Source organism: Variovorax paradoxus (genome assembly GCF_030815975.1).
Taxonomy (GTDB): domain Bacteria; phylum Pseudomonadota; class Gammaproteobacteria; order Burkholderiales; family Burkholderiaceae_C; genus Variovorax; species Variovorax paradoxus_N.
Window position 1 is genome coordinate 4,817,219 of the sequence record NZ_JAUSXL010000002.1, and the last position, 17,252, is coordinate 4,834,470.

Genomic DNA, 17,252 nt, shown 5'->3' on the forward strand with positions numbered 1-17,252 from the left:
CGCGGGGCGCTGCTCAATACAAGGTAGAACGCTGCCGCGCCGGCAGCTCGCGGTCGTAGACCTCTCCGTCGAAGGCGGCATCGGTCAGCGCCGACAGGATGGCGCCGGGCGTAGGCACCTCGCGCCGCATCTGCGCCGGCAGCGGCGCCCACAGCTTCGAGCGCTGGATGGCGCGCGCGCACTGGAAGAAAACGGACTCCACGCGGATCTCGATCACGCACTGCGGCAGCTTGCCCTCCATCGCGAAGCGCGCCATGAGTTCAGGCTCGGTCGTGATGCGCGCCCTGCCGTTCACGCGCAAGGTTTCGCCCACGCCGGGAATCAGGAACAGCAGCGCCACGCGCGGATCGGCCACGATGTTGCGCAGGCTGTCGATGCGGTTGTTGCCGCGGCGCTCGGGCAGCAGCAGCGTCTTCTCGTCCTGCACCGCCACGAAACCGGGCGGGTCGCCACGCGGGGAGGCGTCGAGGCCGCCGGGTCCGGCGGTGGCCAGCACGGCAAAGGGCGAAGCGGCAATCAGCGCCTGGTAGCTCGGGTGCAGCCAGGGCACCTCCTTCTTGAGCGAGGTCTCGCCGGCTTGGCCGAACAGCGCTTCGAGTTGCTCGATGGTGTCGATGGCATGGGTCATGGAGTCGCTCCTTGTTTTGTGTCTGCCGGGGTTGACGGGTTTCTGCCGCAGGCCAGTGCCGCCGCGGCCAGCAGCAGCGCGCAGATGCCGTAGAGCCACGACGATGCTACGACCGGCAGCAGGAGCCCGGCCAGCAGCGGCCCGATGCCGGCGCCGATGTCGCGCCATACCGCGCGCGCAGCCAGCGCGTGCATGCGCTCCGGCCCCGGCGTGCGGCGCGCCACGATGGGCGGCAGCAAGGGCAGCTGCAAGGCGCGCAGGACCACGATCGATGCCGCGCAGCTCCACAGCCAGCCCAGGCCGAAGCCGACCAGCGCCATCGCCGTCACGAGCGAGAGACTCACCAGCAGCCGCTCGGCGCCGAAGCGCTCCGCCAGGTGGCCGCCGACCGGGCTCAGCAGGATTTCCGCCAGGTAGCGCAGCGCCATCAGCGAACCGGCCATGACCACCGCGCCGCCCGGCATCAGGTCCTTGCCCAGATAGGACAGGCCGATGATGAAGAGCCCGTCGAGCGTCAGCCCTTCCATGAACGACCAGGCATCGAGGCTGTTGGGCCGCTTGAAGCGGCGCGCGCGTCGTGGCCCGGCGCCATGCGGCACCGCAGGCAAGCGCCGCGTGACCAGCACCGCCACCAGCGAGAACACGGCAAGAATGCCGAAGATGATGCGCGGACCGGCCCACAGCGCCAGCAGCGCGCCCAGCGGCAGCGCCAGCACCGGCCCGATCGCGATGAGCGCACGCGAACGCCCGCTGCGGCGTGCCGCACCAAGCAGCTCGGCCGTGGCCAGCGACTGCGTTGACAGATTGAGCGCGGCAAAACACAGGCCCCACACGAGCCGCAGCGGCAGCAGCGCCCAGAAGCCCGAGAGCGTGGCGTAGCCGAGCCCGCAGAACGCGGCCGCCACCACGGCGATGGTGCAGGTGAGCCGGTCGCCGTTGCGCGCATAGAAGCGCGCCACCGCGCCGTAGCCCGCGATGCGCACGAGCCGATTGGCCGCGAGCAGCATGCCGGCCTCCGCCAGCGTCACGCCGAACTGCCCGGCGTACATCGGTAGCAACAGGTAGAGCACCACGTCGGCCGGCAGCGAAAGCCCGAGCGCAATGGCTGCGTGGCGGGAGTTCAGGTCGGTGGCAGCGAGAGCCGGAGCGGGCGTGGTGCGAAGCATCGAGCCCGCATGGTGCGCCGTGGCACGGCATGCCGGCAAACGACATTAACGCCCGCCATGCGTGAGAAAATCGCACGCATGCCGCTGCGAGAACCGCCCCTCAATGCCGTGCGCGCCTTCGTCGCCGCGGCCCGCCACCAGAGCTTCACGCGCGCGGCCATCGAGCTTCATGTGACGCACAGCGCGGTGAGCCGGCAGATCAAGAGCCTCGAAGAATGCCTGGGCGTCGCGCTGTTCGAGCGCCGCATCCGCCAGGTCGCCTTGACCGCGGAAGGACAGCAGTTCTTTGCCGAGGCAGGCCCGGCCATCGCGCAGATCCATGCGGCAGCGCGTGCGCTGCAGGCACAGGGGCCGGCCCGTGCCGTGAGGATCAACGTGCGGCCTTCCTTCGCGGTGCGGTGGCTCATTCCGCGGCTGCCGTCGTTCGTCGAGCGCTACCCCGAGATCGAACCGCAGGTGGTCACGAGCACGGTCATGCCCGAGCAGGCCGCGGGCAGCTTCGACATCGCGGTGCGCCGCGGGCTCGAGGGCTGGCCGCCTTCCATCGAGGTGCGCCCCTTCCTCGAAGACGAGGTGCTGGTGGTCGGCGCGCCGACGCTGTTCAAGGCGCATCCGCTTTCGGACCTGCGCGCGCTGGCCTCGCACGTGCAGCTGTCGGCCCGCACGCGCAAGGAAGACTGGGACGACTGGAAGAAGCATGTCGGCGCACCGCGTGCCAAGCCCGCGGGGCGGCTCCTGTTCGACCACCTGCACTTCGTGCTGCAGGCCGCGGTCGACGGGCTGGGCATCGCGCTGGCGCCGACCTCGCTGGTGGCGCACGACCTGGCCTCCGGCCGGCTGCAGTCGCCGCTCCCCTCGCTGCGCATGGCGCTGAACCGCTACTACTACGGTCTGGCGCCCGACGCCACACCCGAAGCCGCATGCGTCGCGCAATGGTTCGAGGAAATGATGGCCTCGGACTCGCAAGGCGCGATGACGCTCGCAGGTCCGTAAACGGCCAGCGCCGGGCGGCGCGCGGCCGCAGCATGGGGGCTTCCTCGCACATGAAGCACCTGCCGCATGAAAACCGCCCTTCCCCGTCCCTTTGTCTACCTTGCGTGGTCCAACCTCGCGGCGCAGTCCGCCGAGCAGCTGAGCCTTGCAGCGGTGCCGCTGGTCGCGGTGCTCATGTTCGGTGCGGGGCCGGGCGAGATCGGCTTTCTCGCCGCCATCCAGACGCTGCCTTTTCTGCTGCTGTCGATGCCGCTGGGCGTGCTGGCCGATCGCATGTCGCGGCAGCGGCTGATGGTGGCATCCGAGGGGCTGCGTGCCGTCTCGCTGCTGGTGCTGCTGGCCATGGTGCTGTCGTCCAGGCTCGGCATCGGCTGGCTCGCGGTGCTCGGGTTCCTGGGTGCGGTCGGCACCGTGGGCTTCAGCGTCGCGGCGCCCGCGCTGGTGCCGGCACTCGTGCCGCGCGATGCATTGGCAGCCGCCAACGGCCGGCTGGAGCTTGCGCGCAGCGCGGCGTTCACGGCCGGGCCTGCGCTGGCGGGCGCGCTGGTCGCGTGGGCGGGTGCCTCGACGGCCTTCGTGCTGGCGGCCGTGCTCTCGGTCACGGCGGTGGGCCTGCTGCTGCGCCTGGCCGAAGCGCCGCGCCCGGCCGCATCGCGGCGCCATCCGCTGCTCGATGTGCGCGATGGCGCGCGCTTTGTCTGGCGGCACGAATTGCTGCGGCCCATGCTGATGACCGGCGCGGTCTTCAACATCTCGTGGTTCGTGCTGCAGGCCGGCTACGTGCCGTATGCGGTGCGGGTTCTGGGCCTTGGCGCGCAGGCGGTCGGCTTCACGCTGGCGATGTACGGCGCGGGCATGGTGGCGGGCGCACTGCTGACATCGCGCGTGGTTGCGCGCCTGCCGTTCGGCCGTGCGATCCAGGTCGGTCCTGCCGTGGCGGTTGTTGCCGCGGCGGCCATGGCGGCCACGCTGGTGGTGCCGGCCGCATCGCTGGCCGCGCTGTCGTTCTTTCTCTTCGGCGCCGGGCCGATGGTCTGGACCATCACCACCACCACGCTGCGGCAGAGCGTCACGGCCTCGGCGATGCTGGGCCGGGTGTCGGCGGTGTTCCTCACGATCAATGCGGGCGCCCGGCCGATCGGTGCCGCGCTGGGCGGCGTTGTGGGCGCAACGTGGGGCGAGCCGGCCTGCCTGCTGCTCGCGCTGGCGGGTTTCTTCTTGCAGGCGGGAATCATTTTTGCCTCGCGCATCGCGGGGCTGCACCGGCTGCCGGTTGCGGCGGCGTGACGGCTTCCGGAGGCTGCTAGAAAAGCGAAGCCATTCCGTTCGGCCGCGCGCCTTCGATGTCGAGCATGCGCAGTTTCGTCAGCGCGCCGCCGCCCGCCGAAAAACCACCGGGCTTGTTGCCCGCGGCCAGCACGCGGTGGCACGGCACCACCGGCGCGAAGGGGTTGTGGCCCATGGCCTGGCCCACCGCGCGCGACAGGCCCTTGTCGCCGAGTTCGGCCGCGATTTCGCCATAGGTGCGCGTTTGCCCGGGCGGAATGCGCCGCGCAATCGCATAGATGCGTTGGTGGAATTCCGACACGGCGCTCATGTCGAGCTCGAAGTCGCCGAGGTCGTCGGAAGCGCCTTTTAGCAAGCCCTGGATGGCTGTGATCGCGCGCTGCGCGCTTTCAGGCGGCTCGGCCTCATTCAGGTTCGCAAAGCGGCGCCGCATGCGCGCCCGCGTGGCGGCTTCGCCGTTTTCTTCCGGCAGTTGCACACCGACGAGCCCGCGCAGCCCCCAGGCCAGCGCGCAGGTGCCTATCGCGGTTTCGAACAAGGCAAAGCCCGGCTCGATGATTTCGCTGCCGCTGCTCGATGCTGCATTCATCACGGCATTTTGTGCCAGCTGCTAAGTCTGCTCGGGCGACAGGGTTGGCGGCACGAGGTGCCGCTCCAGCAGCACAGCCACATGCACCGCCTCGCGCTGCGCGCCATCCCCGATCTGATGGCGGCAACTGGTGCCGTCGGCCACCACGATGGCGTCGGGCCTGGCTCGGATCGCCGGCAGCAGGCTGGCCTCAGCCATCTGCATCGAGACGTCGATGTGGCGCGCCTCGTAGCCGAAGCTGCCCGCCATGCCGCAGCAGGAGCTTTCGATCAGCTCGGGCTCGGCGCCGGGAATGAGCCGCAGCACATCCAGGATCGGGCTGACCGCGCCGAAGGCTTTCTGGTGGCAATGGCCGTGCAGCAGGATCGGCGCCGTGGCCGGCGTGAGCGCGAGCGCGAAGCGCCCGGCCTTCAGCTCGCGCGCAATGAACTCCTCGAACAGCAGCGCCTGCCTGGCCACGGTTTCGGCCTTCTTGCCGAAGCCCATCACCAGGGTCTCGTCGCGCAGCGTGAGCAAGCATGAAGGCTCGAGCCCGACGATGGCAATGCCGGCTTCGGCGAGCGGCCGCAGCGCATCGATCAGCGCCTCGGCGCGGCGCTTGGCCTCGCCCACCATGCCGCTGGCCAGGAAGGTGCGGCCGCAGCAGTGGTGCCCGCCGCTCTTCTCGACCGTGTGCAGCGTGTAGCCCGCGGCCTTGAGCACGCGGGCCGCAGCGAGCGCGTTCTCGCTTTCGAAGGTGCCGTTGAAGGTGTCGACGAAAAGCACCGCGGCCTTGCCGCCGTTCGCCTGCACCGACAGCACGGCTTCGCGGCTGGCGAACATGCCGTGCAGGTCGGCCTTGGCGCGCCAGAAGGTGTCGGAGCGCCATTCGGGCAGCGACCGGCGTGCCGAAAAGCCCAGCAGCTTCTCGCCCAGCCAGGCCGCGCCGGGCACGGTGTTGCGCAGGTTCATGAGCCATGGCACGCGGCTCGCGCGGTGCGCGTAGTCGGGCATGTGGGCCACCAGCTTGTCCTTGAGCGAGTGGCCGTGGCGCTTCTTGTAGTGGTCGAGGAACTCGATCTTCATCTTCGCCATGTCGACGCCGGTCGGGCAATCGCGCTTGCAGCCCTTGCAGCCGACGCACAGGTCCATGGTCTCGTGCATTTCTTCGCCGGTGAAAGCATCGGCGCCGAGCTGGCCCGAGAGCGCGAGCCGCAGCGTGTTGGCGCGCCCGCGCGTCAGGTGCTGCTCGTCGCGCGTCACGCGGTAGCTCGGGCACATGGTGCCGGCGTCGAACTTGCGACAGTGGCCGTTGTTGTTGCACATTTCCACGGCCTTGGCGAGGCCGCCGGTGCTGTCGCCGCCGGTGCCGGGCGCGCTGGTCTTCTCGGTCACCGGGTCGGCGTTGACGTTCCAGGCCGACCAGTCGAGCACGGGCTTGAGTTCGATGCGCCGGTAGGGCCTGGGCGCCGTGGGCGGCGCAAAGCGCAACAGCGACGCGTCGTCCATGCGTGGCGTGTCGACGATCTTGCCGGGGTTGAACAGGTTGGCCGGATCGAGCTTCTGCTTGATGGCGCGGAACGCCTCGTTGAGGGCCGGGCCGAACTGCCATTCGATCCACTCGCCGCGGCACAGGCCGTCGCCATGCTCGCCGCTGAAGGCGCCCTTGTACTTGCGCACCAGCACGGAGGCTTCTTCCGCAATAGCGCGCATCTTGGCGCCGCCATCGGTACGCATGTCCAGGATCGGCCGCACATGCAGCGTGCCGACCGAGGCATGCGCATACCAGGTGCCGCGGCTGCCATACCTCGCAAACACTTCGGTCAATGCATCGGTGTATTCGGCCAGGTGCTCGAGCGGCACGGCGCAGTCCTCGATGAAGCTCACCGGCTTGCCGTCGCCCTTCAGGCTCATCATGATGTTGAGGCCGGCCTTGCGCACTTCCCAGAGGTTCTTCTGGCGCGCGTCGTCGGGCATTTCGACCACGCTGCGGGGCAGGCCGAGGTCGCCCATCAGCTCGACCAGCTGCTTCAGCTGCGGCAGCAGCGCGGCCTTCCCGGTGCCCGCAAACTCGACCAGCAAAATGGCCGCGGGCTTGCCGATCAGCGCGGTTTCCACCGTGGGCTTGAAAGCCGGGTTGGCCAGGCTCAGCTCGATCATCGTGCGGTCGACCAGTTCCACCGCCGTGGGGCCCAGCTTCACGATGTGCTGCGCGGCATCCATGGCCGCATGGAAGGTCGGAAAGTTCACGATGCCCAGCACCTTGGCGCGCGGCAGCGGCGCGAGCTTGAGCGTGAGGCTCTTCGTGTAGGCCAGCGTGCCCTCGGCGCCGATCAGCAAGTGCGCGAGGTTCACGCTGCCGTCCGCGGTGTACGGCTTCTCGCTCTGGTTGTCGAAGATGTCGAGGTTGTAGCCCGCCACGCGGCGCAGCACCTTGGGCCAGTGGGCGTGGATCTGCTCGCGGTGCGCAAGCGCCAGCCCGTGCACGAAGCTCGCAATGCCGGCCGCACGGGCGCCCAGCGTGGATTGCGGCCCAAACTCCACCAGCTCGCCGCTCGAGAGCCAGGCGCTCGCGCCCAGCACGTTGTGCACCATGTTGCCGTAGGCGATGGAGCGCGAGCCGCAGGAGTTGTTGCCCGCCATGCCGCCCAGCGTGGCCTGCGCGCTGGTCGACACATCGACGGGGTACCACAGGCCATGCGGCTTGAGCTGTGCATTCAGATGGTCGAGCACCAGGCCGGGCTCGACGGTGGCGGTGCCCTCCTCCACGTTCACATCGAGCACGCGGCGGAAATGCTTGCTGTTGTCGATCACCAGCGCGGCGCCCGTGGTCTGGCCGCACTGGCTGGTGCCGCCGCCGCGCGCGAGCACCGGCACCTTCAGGTCGCGCGCAATGTCGATGGCGGTGGCAATGTCGCGCTCGTTGGTGGGCACGAAAGCGCCGACCGGCGTGATCTGGTAGATCGACGCATCGGTGGCGTAGCGGCCGCGCGAACCGTCGTCGAACAGCACCTCGCCTTCGGTCTCGGCGCGCAGCCGGCGTGCGAGCAGTTCGCAGGTGTCGTTGGGCGGAAGAACGGTTCCGGCGGGCTGGATGTGGCTGGCGGGATCGACGCGCATGGTGTGATGGGCCTCAGCCCGCCTTGTTGGCCTGGGGATAGATTTCGCCGGCGCGCAGCAGCGCCAGCACGGTGTCTCGCTTGCGCGTCAGGTGCGCGACCAGCACCTTGCGCATTGCCGGCGCATCGCGAGCGGCCAGCGCTTCGATCATCTGTTCGTGCTCCTCGACCGCGTGCTTCCACTTGGCCTCGTCCTGGTTGGTGCGAAAGCGCAGCGACTGCACGCGCGCGTTGATCGAGCGGTAGGTGCTCGACAGCACCGGGTTCGCCGCCGCCTCGTTGATGGCGGTGTGGATGCGCGCGTTGAGGCGGTAGTAGCCGGAGAGATCGCGCCGCGCGAAGCAGGCCATCATCTCGTAGTGCAGCGCGCGCACCTCGGCCAGTTCTTCGTCGGTGATGCGCTTGGCCGCCAGCTCGCCCGACATGCCTTCGAGCATGGCCAGCACCTCGAAGGTGTTGAGCACGTCGGCCTCGGTGAGCTTCACCGCCACCGCGCCGCGGTTGGGCAGCAGGTCGACCAGCCCTTCGGCCGCGAGCAGCTTGATGGCCTCGCGCAGCGGCGTGCGCGAGACGCGCAGCTGAAGGCACAGCTCGCGCTCGTTGAGCTTGGCGCCCGGGGCGATGTGCCCTTCGACCAGCATCGTGCGCAGGCGCGAAGCCACCTGGTCGTGCAGCGCGAGGCGCGAGATTTCGATGATGTCTGCAGTCATGTCTGTTTCCCTTGAATGCATTTTGAATGCAAAAAACCACAGTCGCAATCCCAAGACACAAGGGTAAACCAGCATGTTGGAATCAGTTTTGAATGCAAAACTGAAAGCGAAAGGACAGTCCATGCTGCAACTCGACATCCATCCCACCGGCCGCCACTTCCTCCAGATCCCCGGCCCCAGTCCGGTGCCCGACCGCATCCTGCGGGCCATGAGCCTGCCGACCATCGACCACCGCGGGCCCGAGTTCGGCACGCTGGGGCTCAAGGTGCTCGGCGGCATCCGGCAGATCTTCAAGACGAAGCATCCGGTCGCGATCTACCCCGCTTCCGGCACCGGTGCCTGGGAGGCTGCGCTCGCGAACACCTTGAGCCCGGGCGATCACGTGCTGATGTACGAGACCGGCCACTTCGCGACGCTCTGGGAGAAGATGGCCACGCGCCTGGGCCTCTCGACCGAATTCCTCGCCTGGTCCGGCAAGGACGACCAATTGCCCGCCGCACCCAGCTGGCGCCGTGGCGTGCAGGCCGACCTCATCGAGGCGCGCCTGCGCAAGGACACCGAAAAGAAGATCAAGGCCGTGTGCGTGGTGCACAACGAAACCTCCACCGGCGTCACTTCCGACATCGCCTCGGTGCGCAAGGCCATCGATGCGGCGGGCCACCCGGCGCTGCTGATGGTCGACAGCATCTCGGGCCTGGCGAGCGCCGATTTCCGGCACGACGAATGGGGCGTGGACGTCACCATCAGCGGCTCGCAAAAGGGCCTGATGCTGCCGCCGGGCATCAGCTTCAACGCACTTTCGCCGCGCGCGCTCGAAGCCGCCAAGGGCGCAAAGCTGCCGCGCGCGTTCTGGGCCTGGGACGAGATCGTGGAGATGAACAAGGACGGCTACTGGCCCTACACGCCCAACACCAACCTGCTCTACGGGCTTTCGGAATCGCTCGACATGCTGCTTGGCGAGGGCCTCGACAACGTCTTCGCGCGCCACCAGCGCTGGGCCGCCGGCGTGCGCGCGGCGGTCAATGCCTGGGGCCTGCCGATCCAGTGCGCCGACCCGGCCGTGTATTCGCCCGTGCTCACCGGCGTGATCACGCCCGAAGGCGTCGATGCCGATGCGCTGCGCCGGCTCATCCACCAGCGCTTCGACCTCTCGCTGGGCACGGGCCTGGGCAAGCTCAAGGGCCGCATGTTCCGCATGGGCCACCTGGGCGACAGCAACGACCTGACGCTGGTGGCCATGGTGGCGGGCGTGGAAATGGGCATGAAGCTCAGCGGCATCAAGCTGGCGGGCAGTGGCGTGCAGGCGGCGATGGATCATTTCGCGAGCCACTCGGCGGCGCCTGCCAGCCTGCAGAAGGCCGCGTAGCCGCAAGAACACACCGGCCGCAGCGCGCCGCTCGAACGGCGCGGCGGCCACCACCTTGCCGGGCTTTCGAGCCCGGCACGCATCGGACCCACCACACACTGGAGACAAAGATGATGCAGAGACGTTCGCTGATTCAGGCCGCGGGTGCCGCGGCCGCCACGCTGGGCGTGCCCCGGCTCTTTGCGCAGGAGTGGCCTTCGGGGCCGGTGCGCATCGTGGTGGGCTTTCCGCCCGGCGGCGGCACCGATGCGCTCGCGCGCGTGGTGGCGCAGAAGCTCACGGTGATGTGGAACCAGCAGGTCATCGTCGAGAACAAGGGCGGCGTGGCCGGCGTGCTGGCGGCCGAATACGTGTCGCAGCAGCCCAGCGACGGCAGCACGCTGCTCATGGCGCACATCAACAGCCATGCACTCGCGCCCAGCCTGCAGCCCAAGCTGCGCTACAGCGTGGAGCGCGACTTCGTGCCGATCGTGCTGGTGGGCGTCACGCCCAACCTGCTGATCGCGAGCCCGGCGCAGAAGGCGCTCACGGTGAACGACATCGTGGCCGCCTGCAAGGCCGCGCCCGGCACGGTGAGCTTCGGCTCCGCGGGCGCGGGCTCGGCGCAGCACCTGGCGCTGGAAATGTTCAAGCTGCAGGCCCGGGTCGATGCGCTGCACGTGCCCTACAAAGGCAGCGGCCCGCTCCTGGCCGACCTGATGGGCGGCCAGATCCAGTACAGCTTCGAAACCATGACAGCGGCCACGCCGCACGTGAAGAGCGGCCGCGTGCTGGCCGTGGCGCAAACGCGCGGCAAGCGCGCCAAGGGACATCCGAACGTGCCGACGATGCAGGAACAGGGTTTCGCGGGTTTCGAGGCCACCACCTGGTACGGGCTCGCGGGCCCGGGCAAGCTGCCGCAGGGCATTGCCGAGAAGGTGAACCGCGACGTCAACACGGCGCTGGCGATGCCCGACGTGCAGGAGAAGCTCGACACCTATGGCGCCGAGGACGGCGGCGGTTCGCAGGACAAGTTCAGGCAGTTCATCTCGACCGAGATCGCGAAGTGGGCGAAGGTGGTGAAGGATGGCAAGGTGCATGTGGATACTTGAAAGTTGAAACGCCGTTGGTCCGGGGCGCGCTCCCGCCGACGGGGTACCTTGCTCCGCGAATGTCCCCCGCCTTCGGCTCCTCCTTTATTTCGCTGCGCAAGGCACCCCATCGACGGGAGCGTTATGCGCAGCGGTCGTTGATCAGCGGTACACCAGCAGCGTGCCCAAGTGCACAGGGCATCGGGTGCTCCCCGCAGCGAAATCAAGGAGGAGGCCGCAGGCCGGGGGACATTCGCGGAGGGGAGTACCCGGTGGCCTGTGCACGCGCCCTGAACCAAACAGCGCCCGAACACAAGAACCTGCAAATACAACGCGCGCCAGAGCAACTGAGAAAATCCCGACATGACCACTTCAATGACCGCCCTCGCCGACGCCCTGATCGCCGCGCGCCGGAACAACCGCACCCTCGACGCCGCGCCCTGGACCGATGCGCTGCAAGACGCAACCCAGGCCTATGAAGTGCAGGACGCCGTGGCCGCCGCGCTCGGCTGGTTCGGTGACGATGGCGCCGTCCCCCGTCATTGGAAATCCGGCGGCGGCTCGCGCAGCGCCACGCTCACGCATGCGCCGCTGCCGCCGGCCGGCGTGCGCCAGGGCCCGGCCGAGTTCAGCGACCTCGCGTTCCACACGCCCGGCATCGAAGCCGAAATCGCGCTGCGGCTCGGCCAGGACGTGACGCCTGCGCAAGCCGCGAAGCTCGACCACGGCAACGCCGCTTCGCTCATCGATGCGATGGCTGTTTCGGTCGAGATCGTCGACTCGCGCTGGCAGGACCTGGCCGCTACGCCCGCGCTGCTGCGCCTGGCCGATTCGCAGGTGCACGGCGCATTGGTGCTTGGCGAATGGCAACCCTATGCCGCGGTCGACTGGGCTTCGCAGCGCTGCGAAACGAAGGTCGGCAACGCGAAAACCGTTGTGCGCGAAGGCACCCATCCGCTGGCCGATCCGGCGTGGCTGCTGCCGATCTGGCTGCGCCACATCACGCGGCACGGGCAGACGGCGCCGGCCGGCACCGTGGTCACCACCGGCTCGTGGGTCGGCATCGTGCCCTGCCGCCGCGGCGATCAGGTGACGGTGGAATTCGCGGGCATCGGCGCGGTGCGCCTCCGCGTATAGCGCCCTCCTCCCACGCCCGAGCAGGCCACCAGGAAATCGAGCACCGCGCGCACGCGTGCCGGCAAGGTGCCGGCCTTGCCGATATACACCGCGTGGATCGGCTCCACCTCGCCCGGGTTGAATTCCTCGAGCAGCGGCACCAGCCGGCCGGCATCGATGTCGTGCTGGATGTGATACAGCGACAGCCGCGCCACACCCGCACCGGCAATCGCCAGCTGGCGCAGGGTTTCTCCGTCTCCCGCGCGCACCGGCCCGGCCACGGGCAGCGCAATCATTCGTCCGTCCACGCGCAGCGGCCAGTCGGGCGCATTGCGCCGGTAGCTCCAGCCCAGGCGGTTGTGCGCTTCCAGCTCCTGCGGCGTGTGCGGCGTGCCGTACTTGGCAAGGTAGCCGGGCGAGGCCACGATGGACTGGCTGGTTTCGCCCAGGCGCCGTGCCACCAGGTCCGACGACGGCAGCTGGCCCCAGCGGATCGCGATGTCGGCGCGCTCGTCCATCAGGTCGACGATGCGGTCGGTGAGCGCAATGTCCAGCGTGATCTGCGGATGCAGTTCGAGCAGGCGCGGCACCAGCGGCACCAGCTTGTGGTGCCCGAAGGACACGCTCGCGTTGATGCTTACGCGCCCGCGCGGCGCGGCGCCCGCGGCGGCGCAGCGCTCGGCCTCGTCCATGTCGGCCAGCACGCGCGTGCTGCGCTCGTAGAAATGCAGGCCCTCGGGCGTGAGCTGCAGCTTGCGCGTGGAGCGGTGCACCAGCTGGATGCCCAGCCGCAGCTCGAGCCGTGCCACGAGCTTGCTCACGGCCGAAGGCGTCATGCCGAGCAGGCGCGCTGCGGCCGAGAACCCGCCGGATTCGACCACCTGCACGAAGGCTTCCATTTCGCCGGAGCGGTTGACATCGATGCGGGGCATGGCGGTTCCTGGTGTCTTCCTGTTGTGAGTTCAACTCACAAGTCTATGTCCGGACGGCATTCTAGTCATCCAGGCCGCCAGCCCGCACAGTAGAGCCATCATGCCAATCGCTTTACTCGCCCTCACCGCCGGTGCCTTCGGAATAGGCACCACCGAATTCGTCATCATGGGCCTGCTGATGCAGGTGTCGGCGGATCTCCACGTCTCCATCACGGCCGCCGGCCTGCTGATTTCGGGCTACGCACTCGGCGTCGCGGTCGGCGCGCCCGTGCTCACCATCGCCACCCGCAAGCTGCCGCGCAAGACGGTGCTGCTTGCACTGATGGCGATCTTCACGCTCGGCAACCTGGCCTGTGCGCTCGCGCCCAGCTATGAATTGCTGATGGCCGCGCGCGTGGTCACCTCGCTCGCGCATGGCACCTTCTTCGGCGTGGGCTCGGTGGTGGCCACCGGGCTGGTCGCGCCGGAACGCCGCGCCTCGGCCATCGCCATCATGTTCACCGGCCTCACGGCCGCCACGCTGCTGGGCGTGCCGGCCGGTGCCTGGCTCGGCCTGCAGTACGGCTGGCGCGCCACCTTCTGGGCGGTGACGCTGATCGGCGTGCTGGCCTTTGCCGTGCTCGCCGTGTTCGTGCCGCGTGTCAGGAGCGAAGCCAAGCCGGTACCTTTGCGCGACGAACTCGCGGTGCTCGCGCGGCCGCAGGTGCTGCTCGGCCTGGCGATGACGGTGCTCGGCTTCGCGGGCGTGTTCGTGGTGTTCACCTACATCCAGCCCTTGCTGACGCAGGTCACCGGCCTGTCCGAATCGGTGGTGTCGCCGATCCTGCTGGTGTTCGGCGGTGGCCTGGCCATCGGCAATCTCCTCGGCGGCAGGCTGGCCGACAAGTCGACGATGCCGGCCGTGCTCGGCACGCTGGTGGCGCTGGCCGCGGTGCTTGGCGCGATGCAGTTCACCATCGGAACGCCGTTCACGGCCGTGGTGTTCGTCGGCCTGCTCGGCATCGCTTCCTTCGCCACCGTGGCGCCGATGCAGCTGCGCGTGCTCGAGAAGGCTTCGGGCGCGGGCCAGAACCTGGCGTCGAGCCTCAACATCGCGGCCTTCAACCTGGGCAATGCGCTCGGCGCGTGGGTGGGCGGCGTGGTCATCGACCATGGGCCGGGCCTGCGCGCGCTCGGCTGGGTGGCCGCGCTGCTCACGCTCGCCGGCCTGGCGATCGCGCTCTGGAGCCGTTCGCTCGACCGGCGCGAAAACAGCAATGCCTCGCCGGCCGATTGCGCCTCGGCACGGGCCTGAACTCCCCTCTTTTTTTCAACGACCACAAAGACACGACATCATGGAACAACGCTTTCTCGGCCGCTCCGGCTTCAAGGTTCCCGCACTCGGCTTCGGTGCCGGCACCTTCGGCGGACAGGGTCCGCTCTTCAGCGCCTGGGGCAACACCGACGTCGAGGGCGCGCGCAGCATCGTCGACCTGGCGCTGGACGCCGGCGTGACGCTGTTCGACACGGCCGACGTGTATTCGAACGGTGCTTCGGAATCGATCCTCGGCGCCGCGCTCAAGGGCCGGCGCGACAAGGCCATCATCTCGACCAAGCTCTCGCTGCGCGCCGGCGACGGGCCGAACGATGTCGGCGCCTCGCGCCACCACCTGATCGCCGCGACCGATGCCGCGCTGAAGCGCCTGGGCACCGACTACATCGACATCCTCCAGCTGCACGCCTTCGACGCGATGACGCCGGTCGAGATGGTGCTCGACACGCTCGACGACCTGGTGCGCGCGGGCAAGGTGCGGCTGATCGGCGCCTCGAACTTCTCGGGCTGGCAACTGATGAAGTCGCTCTCGGCCTCCGACCGGCTCGGGCTGCAGCGCTTCGTGGCCAACCAGACCTACTACTCGCTGATCGGCCGCGACTACGAATTCGAACTGATGCCGCTGGGCCTGGACCAGGGCCTGGGCGCCATCGTCTGGAGCCCGCTCGGCTGGGGCCGGCTGACCGGCAAGCTGCGACGCGGCCAGCCGCTGCCCGCCGGAAGCCGCCTGCACGAAACCGCCGGCTTCGCGCCGCCGGTGGAGGACGAGCGCCTGTACCGCGTGATCGATGCGATGGACCAGGTGGCCGAGGAAACCGGCAAGACGCTGCCGCAGATCGCGCTCAACTGGCTGCTGCAGCGGCCCACCGTGTCGAGCGTGCTGATCGGCGCGCGCAACGAGGAGCAGCTCAGGCAGAACCTCGGCGCGCTCGGCTGGCAGCTCGGCGCAGACCAGATCCAGCGGCTCGACGCGGCCAGCGCGGTGACGCCGCCCTACCCTTACTACCCGTACTGGAACGGTCAGTTCGCCGAACGCAGCCCGGTGGCGGTGTGAGCTGACCGCGGCTCGGCGGCGAGCTGGTCGGCCAGCCGGTCGACCTTCTGCTCCGCCTGCCGCAGCGACTCTGCGAGCTGCTCGCCGCCGAACTCGTCGCATTCCACCGCGGCCTCGAACACCTCGGTGATGCCGATGTAGCCGAACACCGAGCGCACCGTGCGCTCGGCATGGTTCAGGTGCGCGATGCGCCCGCCGGGATCGTAGCCGTGGTCGCCGCGCGCGCCCAGCAGCACCATGCGCTTGCCCGCATCGGCAAGCATCGGCCAGTACGGCACCGCGCCGCGCGCACGGTCGAAGCCGAAGGTTCGGCCCACGCGCACGATGTTGTCGATCCAGGCCTTGAACTGCGCGGGCACGCTGAAGTTGTACATCGGCAGGCCCACCACGATCAGGTCGGCGGCAACAAGCTGGTCGACCAGCCGGTCGCTCTCGGCCAGCGCGTCGGCCATCCAGGGTTCGCGCTCGGCGGGCATGGTGAAGGCCGCATGGATCCAGCGGGCATCGACATGCGCGGGCGGATGCTGGCCCACGTCGAGATAGTCGACGCGGTCGTTCGGCCGCGCCTCGCGCCAGCGCTCGACGAAGCGCGCGGACAGCCGGCGCGTGTGCGAGCCATGGGCATCGATGCCGGAGCGGCCCGGGCGGGCACTGGCGTCGATGTGAAGAAGGTTCATTGTGTTCATGGATGAAATGTCCTGTTCTGTCTTGCACTGCCACAATGGCGGCGCAGGTCTTGAATCTAGATACACACGCAACCTTCGACAAACGATCATTTCTCCATCGATGAACGAGATTGGCTCATCCGTGCGGCGCCCCCGGCGCCTGCCGCCCCTGCTCTCGCTGCGGGCCTTCGAAGCCGCGGCCGCACACCTGAGCTTCCAGCGCGCGGCGCTCGAACTGTCGGTCACGCCCTCGGCCATCAGCCATCAGGTCCGCGCGCTCGAAGACACGCTGGGCCGGCCGCTGTTTCGCCGGCTCACGCGGCAGCTCGCGCTGACGCCTGCCGGAGAGCGGCTGTTCGACGACCTCCGCGCGGGCTTCGACGCGCTCGAGGCCGGCGTCGAAAGGCTGCGCCAGCCGCCGGCCTCGCAGGCCGTCACGCTCACCACCAACACCGCCTTCGCGGCCCGCTGGGTATTGCCGCGGATGGCGGCCTTTCGCAAGGCCTGCCCGGGCATCGAGCTGCGGCTGCATGCCAGCGACACGCTGGTCGACCTGGCGCGCGGCGGCGCCGACATTGCCGTGCGGTCGGGCAGCGGCAACTGGCCGGGCCTGGTATCGCGCGAGCTGATGCCCGAGCGCTACGCGCCGCTGTGCAGCCCGATGCTGGGCCTGAAGCGCGCGGGCGATCTGCCGAAGCACCAGCTGATCCATTGCGACTGGCAGCCCGGCGCCGCCGCGCCCGCGCTGTGGCCGCGCTGGTTCAAGCAAGCCGGCATTGCGCCGCCGCGTGGCCGGTCGATGAAGGCCGCGGGCCTGTCGTTCTCGGACGAGACCCACGCCATCCTCGCCGCGCTCGCGGGCCACGGCGTGGCGCTCCTGAGCCTCACGCTCGCAGCCGAGGAACTGCGCAGCGGCGCGCTGGTGCAGCCCTTCGGGCCGGCGCTCGACACGGGCAGCTACTTTCTCGCGGTGGCCGCCGGACATGAAGGCGAGCCGGCCGTGCGTGCTGTGTGGGAGTGGGTTGAGTCGCAGGCTGCGCAGGCCTGAAACCTGCCCATTGGATCGAATGCTTCCGACCGGCGGCTGTTGTTCAGGGCGCGATCCCGCCGACGGGGTACCTTGCTCCGCGAATGTCCCCCGCCTTCGGCTCCTCCTTTATTTCGCTGCGCAAGGCACCCCATCAGCGAGATCATTTTCAGAGCAGTCGTTGATCAGCGATACACCAGCAGCGTGCCCTGGTGCACAGGGCATCGGGTGCTCCCCGC

15 protein-coding genes are annotated in these 17,252 nt (G+C 69.1%); 8 read left to right on the top strand and 7 right to left on the bottom strand.

What is annotated here, in order from left to right; all coding sequences use genetic code 11:
* Nucleotides 1–13: 13 nt before the first annotated feature.
* Nucleotides 14–628, bottom strand: coding sequence for a pyridoxamine 5'-phosphate oxidase family protein (locus QFZ47_RS26435; protein ID WP_307658456.1), 615 nt, complete (start codon nt 626–628; stop codon nt 14–16).
* Nucleotides 625–1,794: an MFS transporter gene (locus QFZ47_RS26440; RefSeq protein ID WP_307658457.1), complete on the bottom strand. Its 1,170-nt coding sequence runs from the start codon at nt 1,792–1,794 to the stop codon at nt 625–627. The genes QFZ47_RS26435 and QFZ47_RS26440 overlap by 4 nt, the downstream gene beginning before the upstream one ends.
* Before the next feature lie 78 nt (nt 1,795–1,872).
* On the opposite strand from QFZ47_RS26440, the gene QFZ47_RS26445 reads away from it, so the two are divergent.
* Both QFZ47_RS26445 and QFZ47_RS26450 read left to right on the top strand, forming a co-directional pair.
* Nucleotides 1,873–2,787 (top strand): LysR substrate-binding domain-containing protein, encoded by a 915-nt coding sequence (locus tag QFZ47_RS26445; RefSeq protein WP_307658458.1) that lies wholly within the window; start codon nt 1,873–1,875, stop codon nt 2,785–2,787.
* Nucleotides 2,788–2,853: 66 nt separating this feature from the next.
* On the top strand, nt 2,854–4,074 hold the full coding sequence (locus tag QFZ47_RS26450; protein ID WP_307658459.1) for an MFS transporter: 1,221 nt from the start codon (nt 2,854–2,856) through the stop codon (nt 4,072–4,074).
* Nucleotides 4,075–4,090: 16 nt separating this feature from the next.
* On the opposite strand, the gene QFZ47_RS26455 is transcribed toward QFZ47_RS26450, so the two are convergent.
* Genes QFZ47_RS26455 through QFZ47_RS26465 form a run of 3 tightly spaced genes read right to left on the bottom strand, consistent with a single transcriptional unit; the run spans nt 4,091 to nt 8,471 of the window.
* Nucleotides 4,091–4,663 carry a methylated-DNA--[protein]-cysteine S-methyltransferase gene (locus tag QFZ47_RS26455; RefSeq protein ID WP_307658460.1) on the bottom strand — a complete coding sequence of 191 codons (573 nt, stop codon included), beginning with the start codon at nt 4,661–4,663 and terminating at the stop codon, nt 4,091–4,093.
* A gap of 21 nt (nt 4,664–4,684) precedes the next feature.
* Nucleotides 4,685–7,762, bottom strand: coding sequence for an FAD-binding and (Fe-S)-binding domain-containing protein (locus QFZ47_RS26460; RefSeq protein WP_307658461.1), 3,078 nt, complete (start codon nt 7,760–7,762; stop codon nt 4,685–4,687).
* A 13-nt stretch (nt 7,763–7,775) separates the two neighbouring features.
* Entirely contained in the window at nt 7,776–8,471 is a 696-nt protein-coding gene (locus QFZ47_RS26465; RefSeq protein ID WP_307658462.1) for a GntR family transcriptional regulator, read from the bottom strand.
* Nucleotides 8,472–8,592: 121 nt separating this feature from the next.
* On the opposite strand from QFZ47_RS26465, the gene QFZ47_RS26470 reads away from it, so the two are divergent.
* From QFZ47_RS26470 to QFZ47_RS26480, 3 genes are all read left to right on the top strand, one after another.
* Entirely contained in the window at nt 8,593–9,837 is a 1,245-nt protein-coding gene (locus tag QFZ47_RS26470) for a pyridoxal-phosphate-dependent aminotransferase family protein (RefSeq protein ID WP_307658463.1), read from the top strand.
* A 113-nt stretch (nt 9,838–9,950) separates the two neighbouring features.
* Nucleotides 9,951–10,928 (top strand): Bug family tripartite tricarboxylate transporter substrate binding protein, encoded by a 978-nt coding sequence (locus tag QFZ47_RS26475; RefSeq protein WP_307659025.1) that lies wholly within the window; start codon nt 9,951–9,953, stop codon nt 10,926–10,928.
* A gap of 342 nt (nt 10,929–11,270) precedes the next feature.
* Nucleotides 11,271–12,044 (top strand): fumarylacetoacetate hydrolase family protein, encoded by a 774-nt coding sequence (locus QFZ47_RS26480; protein WP_307658464.1) that lies wholly within the window; start codon nt 11,271–11,273, stop codon nt 12,042–12,044.
* Here the strand turns inward: QFZ47_RS26480 and QFZ47_RS26485 are convergent.
* A complete protein-coding gene (locus QFZ47_RS26485; protein ID WP_307658465.1) occupies nt 11,993–12,955 on the bottom strand; it encodes a LysR family transcriptional regulator in 963 nt (320 codons plus the stop codon). The genes QFZ47_RS26480 and QFZ47_RS26485 overlap by 52 nt on opposite strands.
* 100 nt (nt 12,956–13,055) lie before the next feature.
* On the opposite strand from QFZ47_RS26485, the gene QFZ47_RS26490 reads away from it, so the two are divergent.
* Together QFZ47_RS26490 and QFZ47_RS26495 are read left to right on the top strand one after the other, a co-directional pair.
* The gene (locus QFZ47_RS26490; protein WP_307658466.1) at nt 13,056–14,249 is read left to right on the top strand and encodes an MFS transporter; all 1,194 of its coding nucleotides are present in this window, start codon (nt 13,056–13,058) and stop codon (nt 14,247–14,249) included.
* Between the two features lie 40 nt (nt 14,250–14,289).
* On the top strand, nt 14,290–15,321 hold the full coding sequence (locus tag QFZ47_RS26495) for an aldo/keto reductase (protein WP_307658467.1): 1,032 nt from the start codon (nt 14,290–14,292) through the stop codon (nt 15,319–15,321).
* Here the strand turns inward: QFZ47_RS26495 and QFZ47_RS26500 are convergent.
* Nucleotides 15,288–16,007 (bottom strand): FMN-dependent NADH-azoreductase, encoded by a 720-nt coding sequence (locus tag QFZ47_RS26500; protein WP_307658468.1) that lies wholly within the window; start codon nt 16,005–16,007, stop codon nt 15,288–15,290. The two genes, QFZ47_RS26495 and QFZ47_RS26500, sit on opposite strands and share 34 nt — an antisense overlap.
* 100 nt (nt 16,008–16,107) lie before the next feature.
* On the opposite strand from QFZ47_RS26500, the gene QFZ47_RS26505 reads away from it, so the two are divergent.
* On the top strand, nt 16,108–17,034 hold the full coding sequence (locus QFZ47_RS26505; RefSeq protein ID WP_307658469.1) for a LysR substrate-binding domain-containing protein: 927 nt from the start codon (nt 16,108–16,110) through the stop codon (nt 17,032–17,034).
* Nucleotides 17,035–17,252 lie beyond the last annotated feature (218 nt).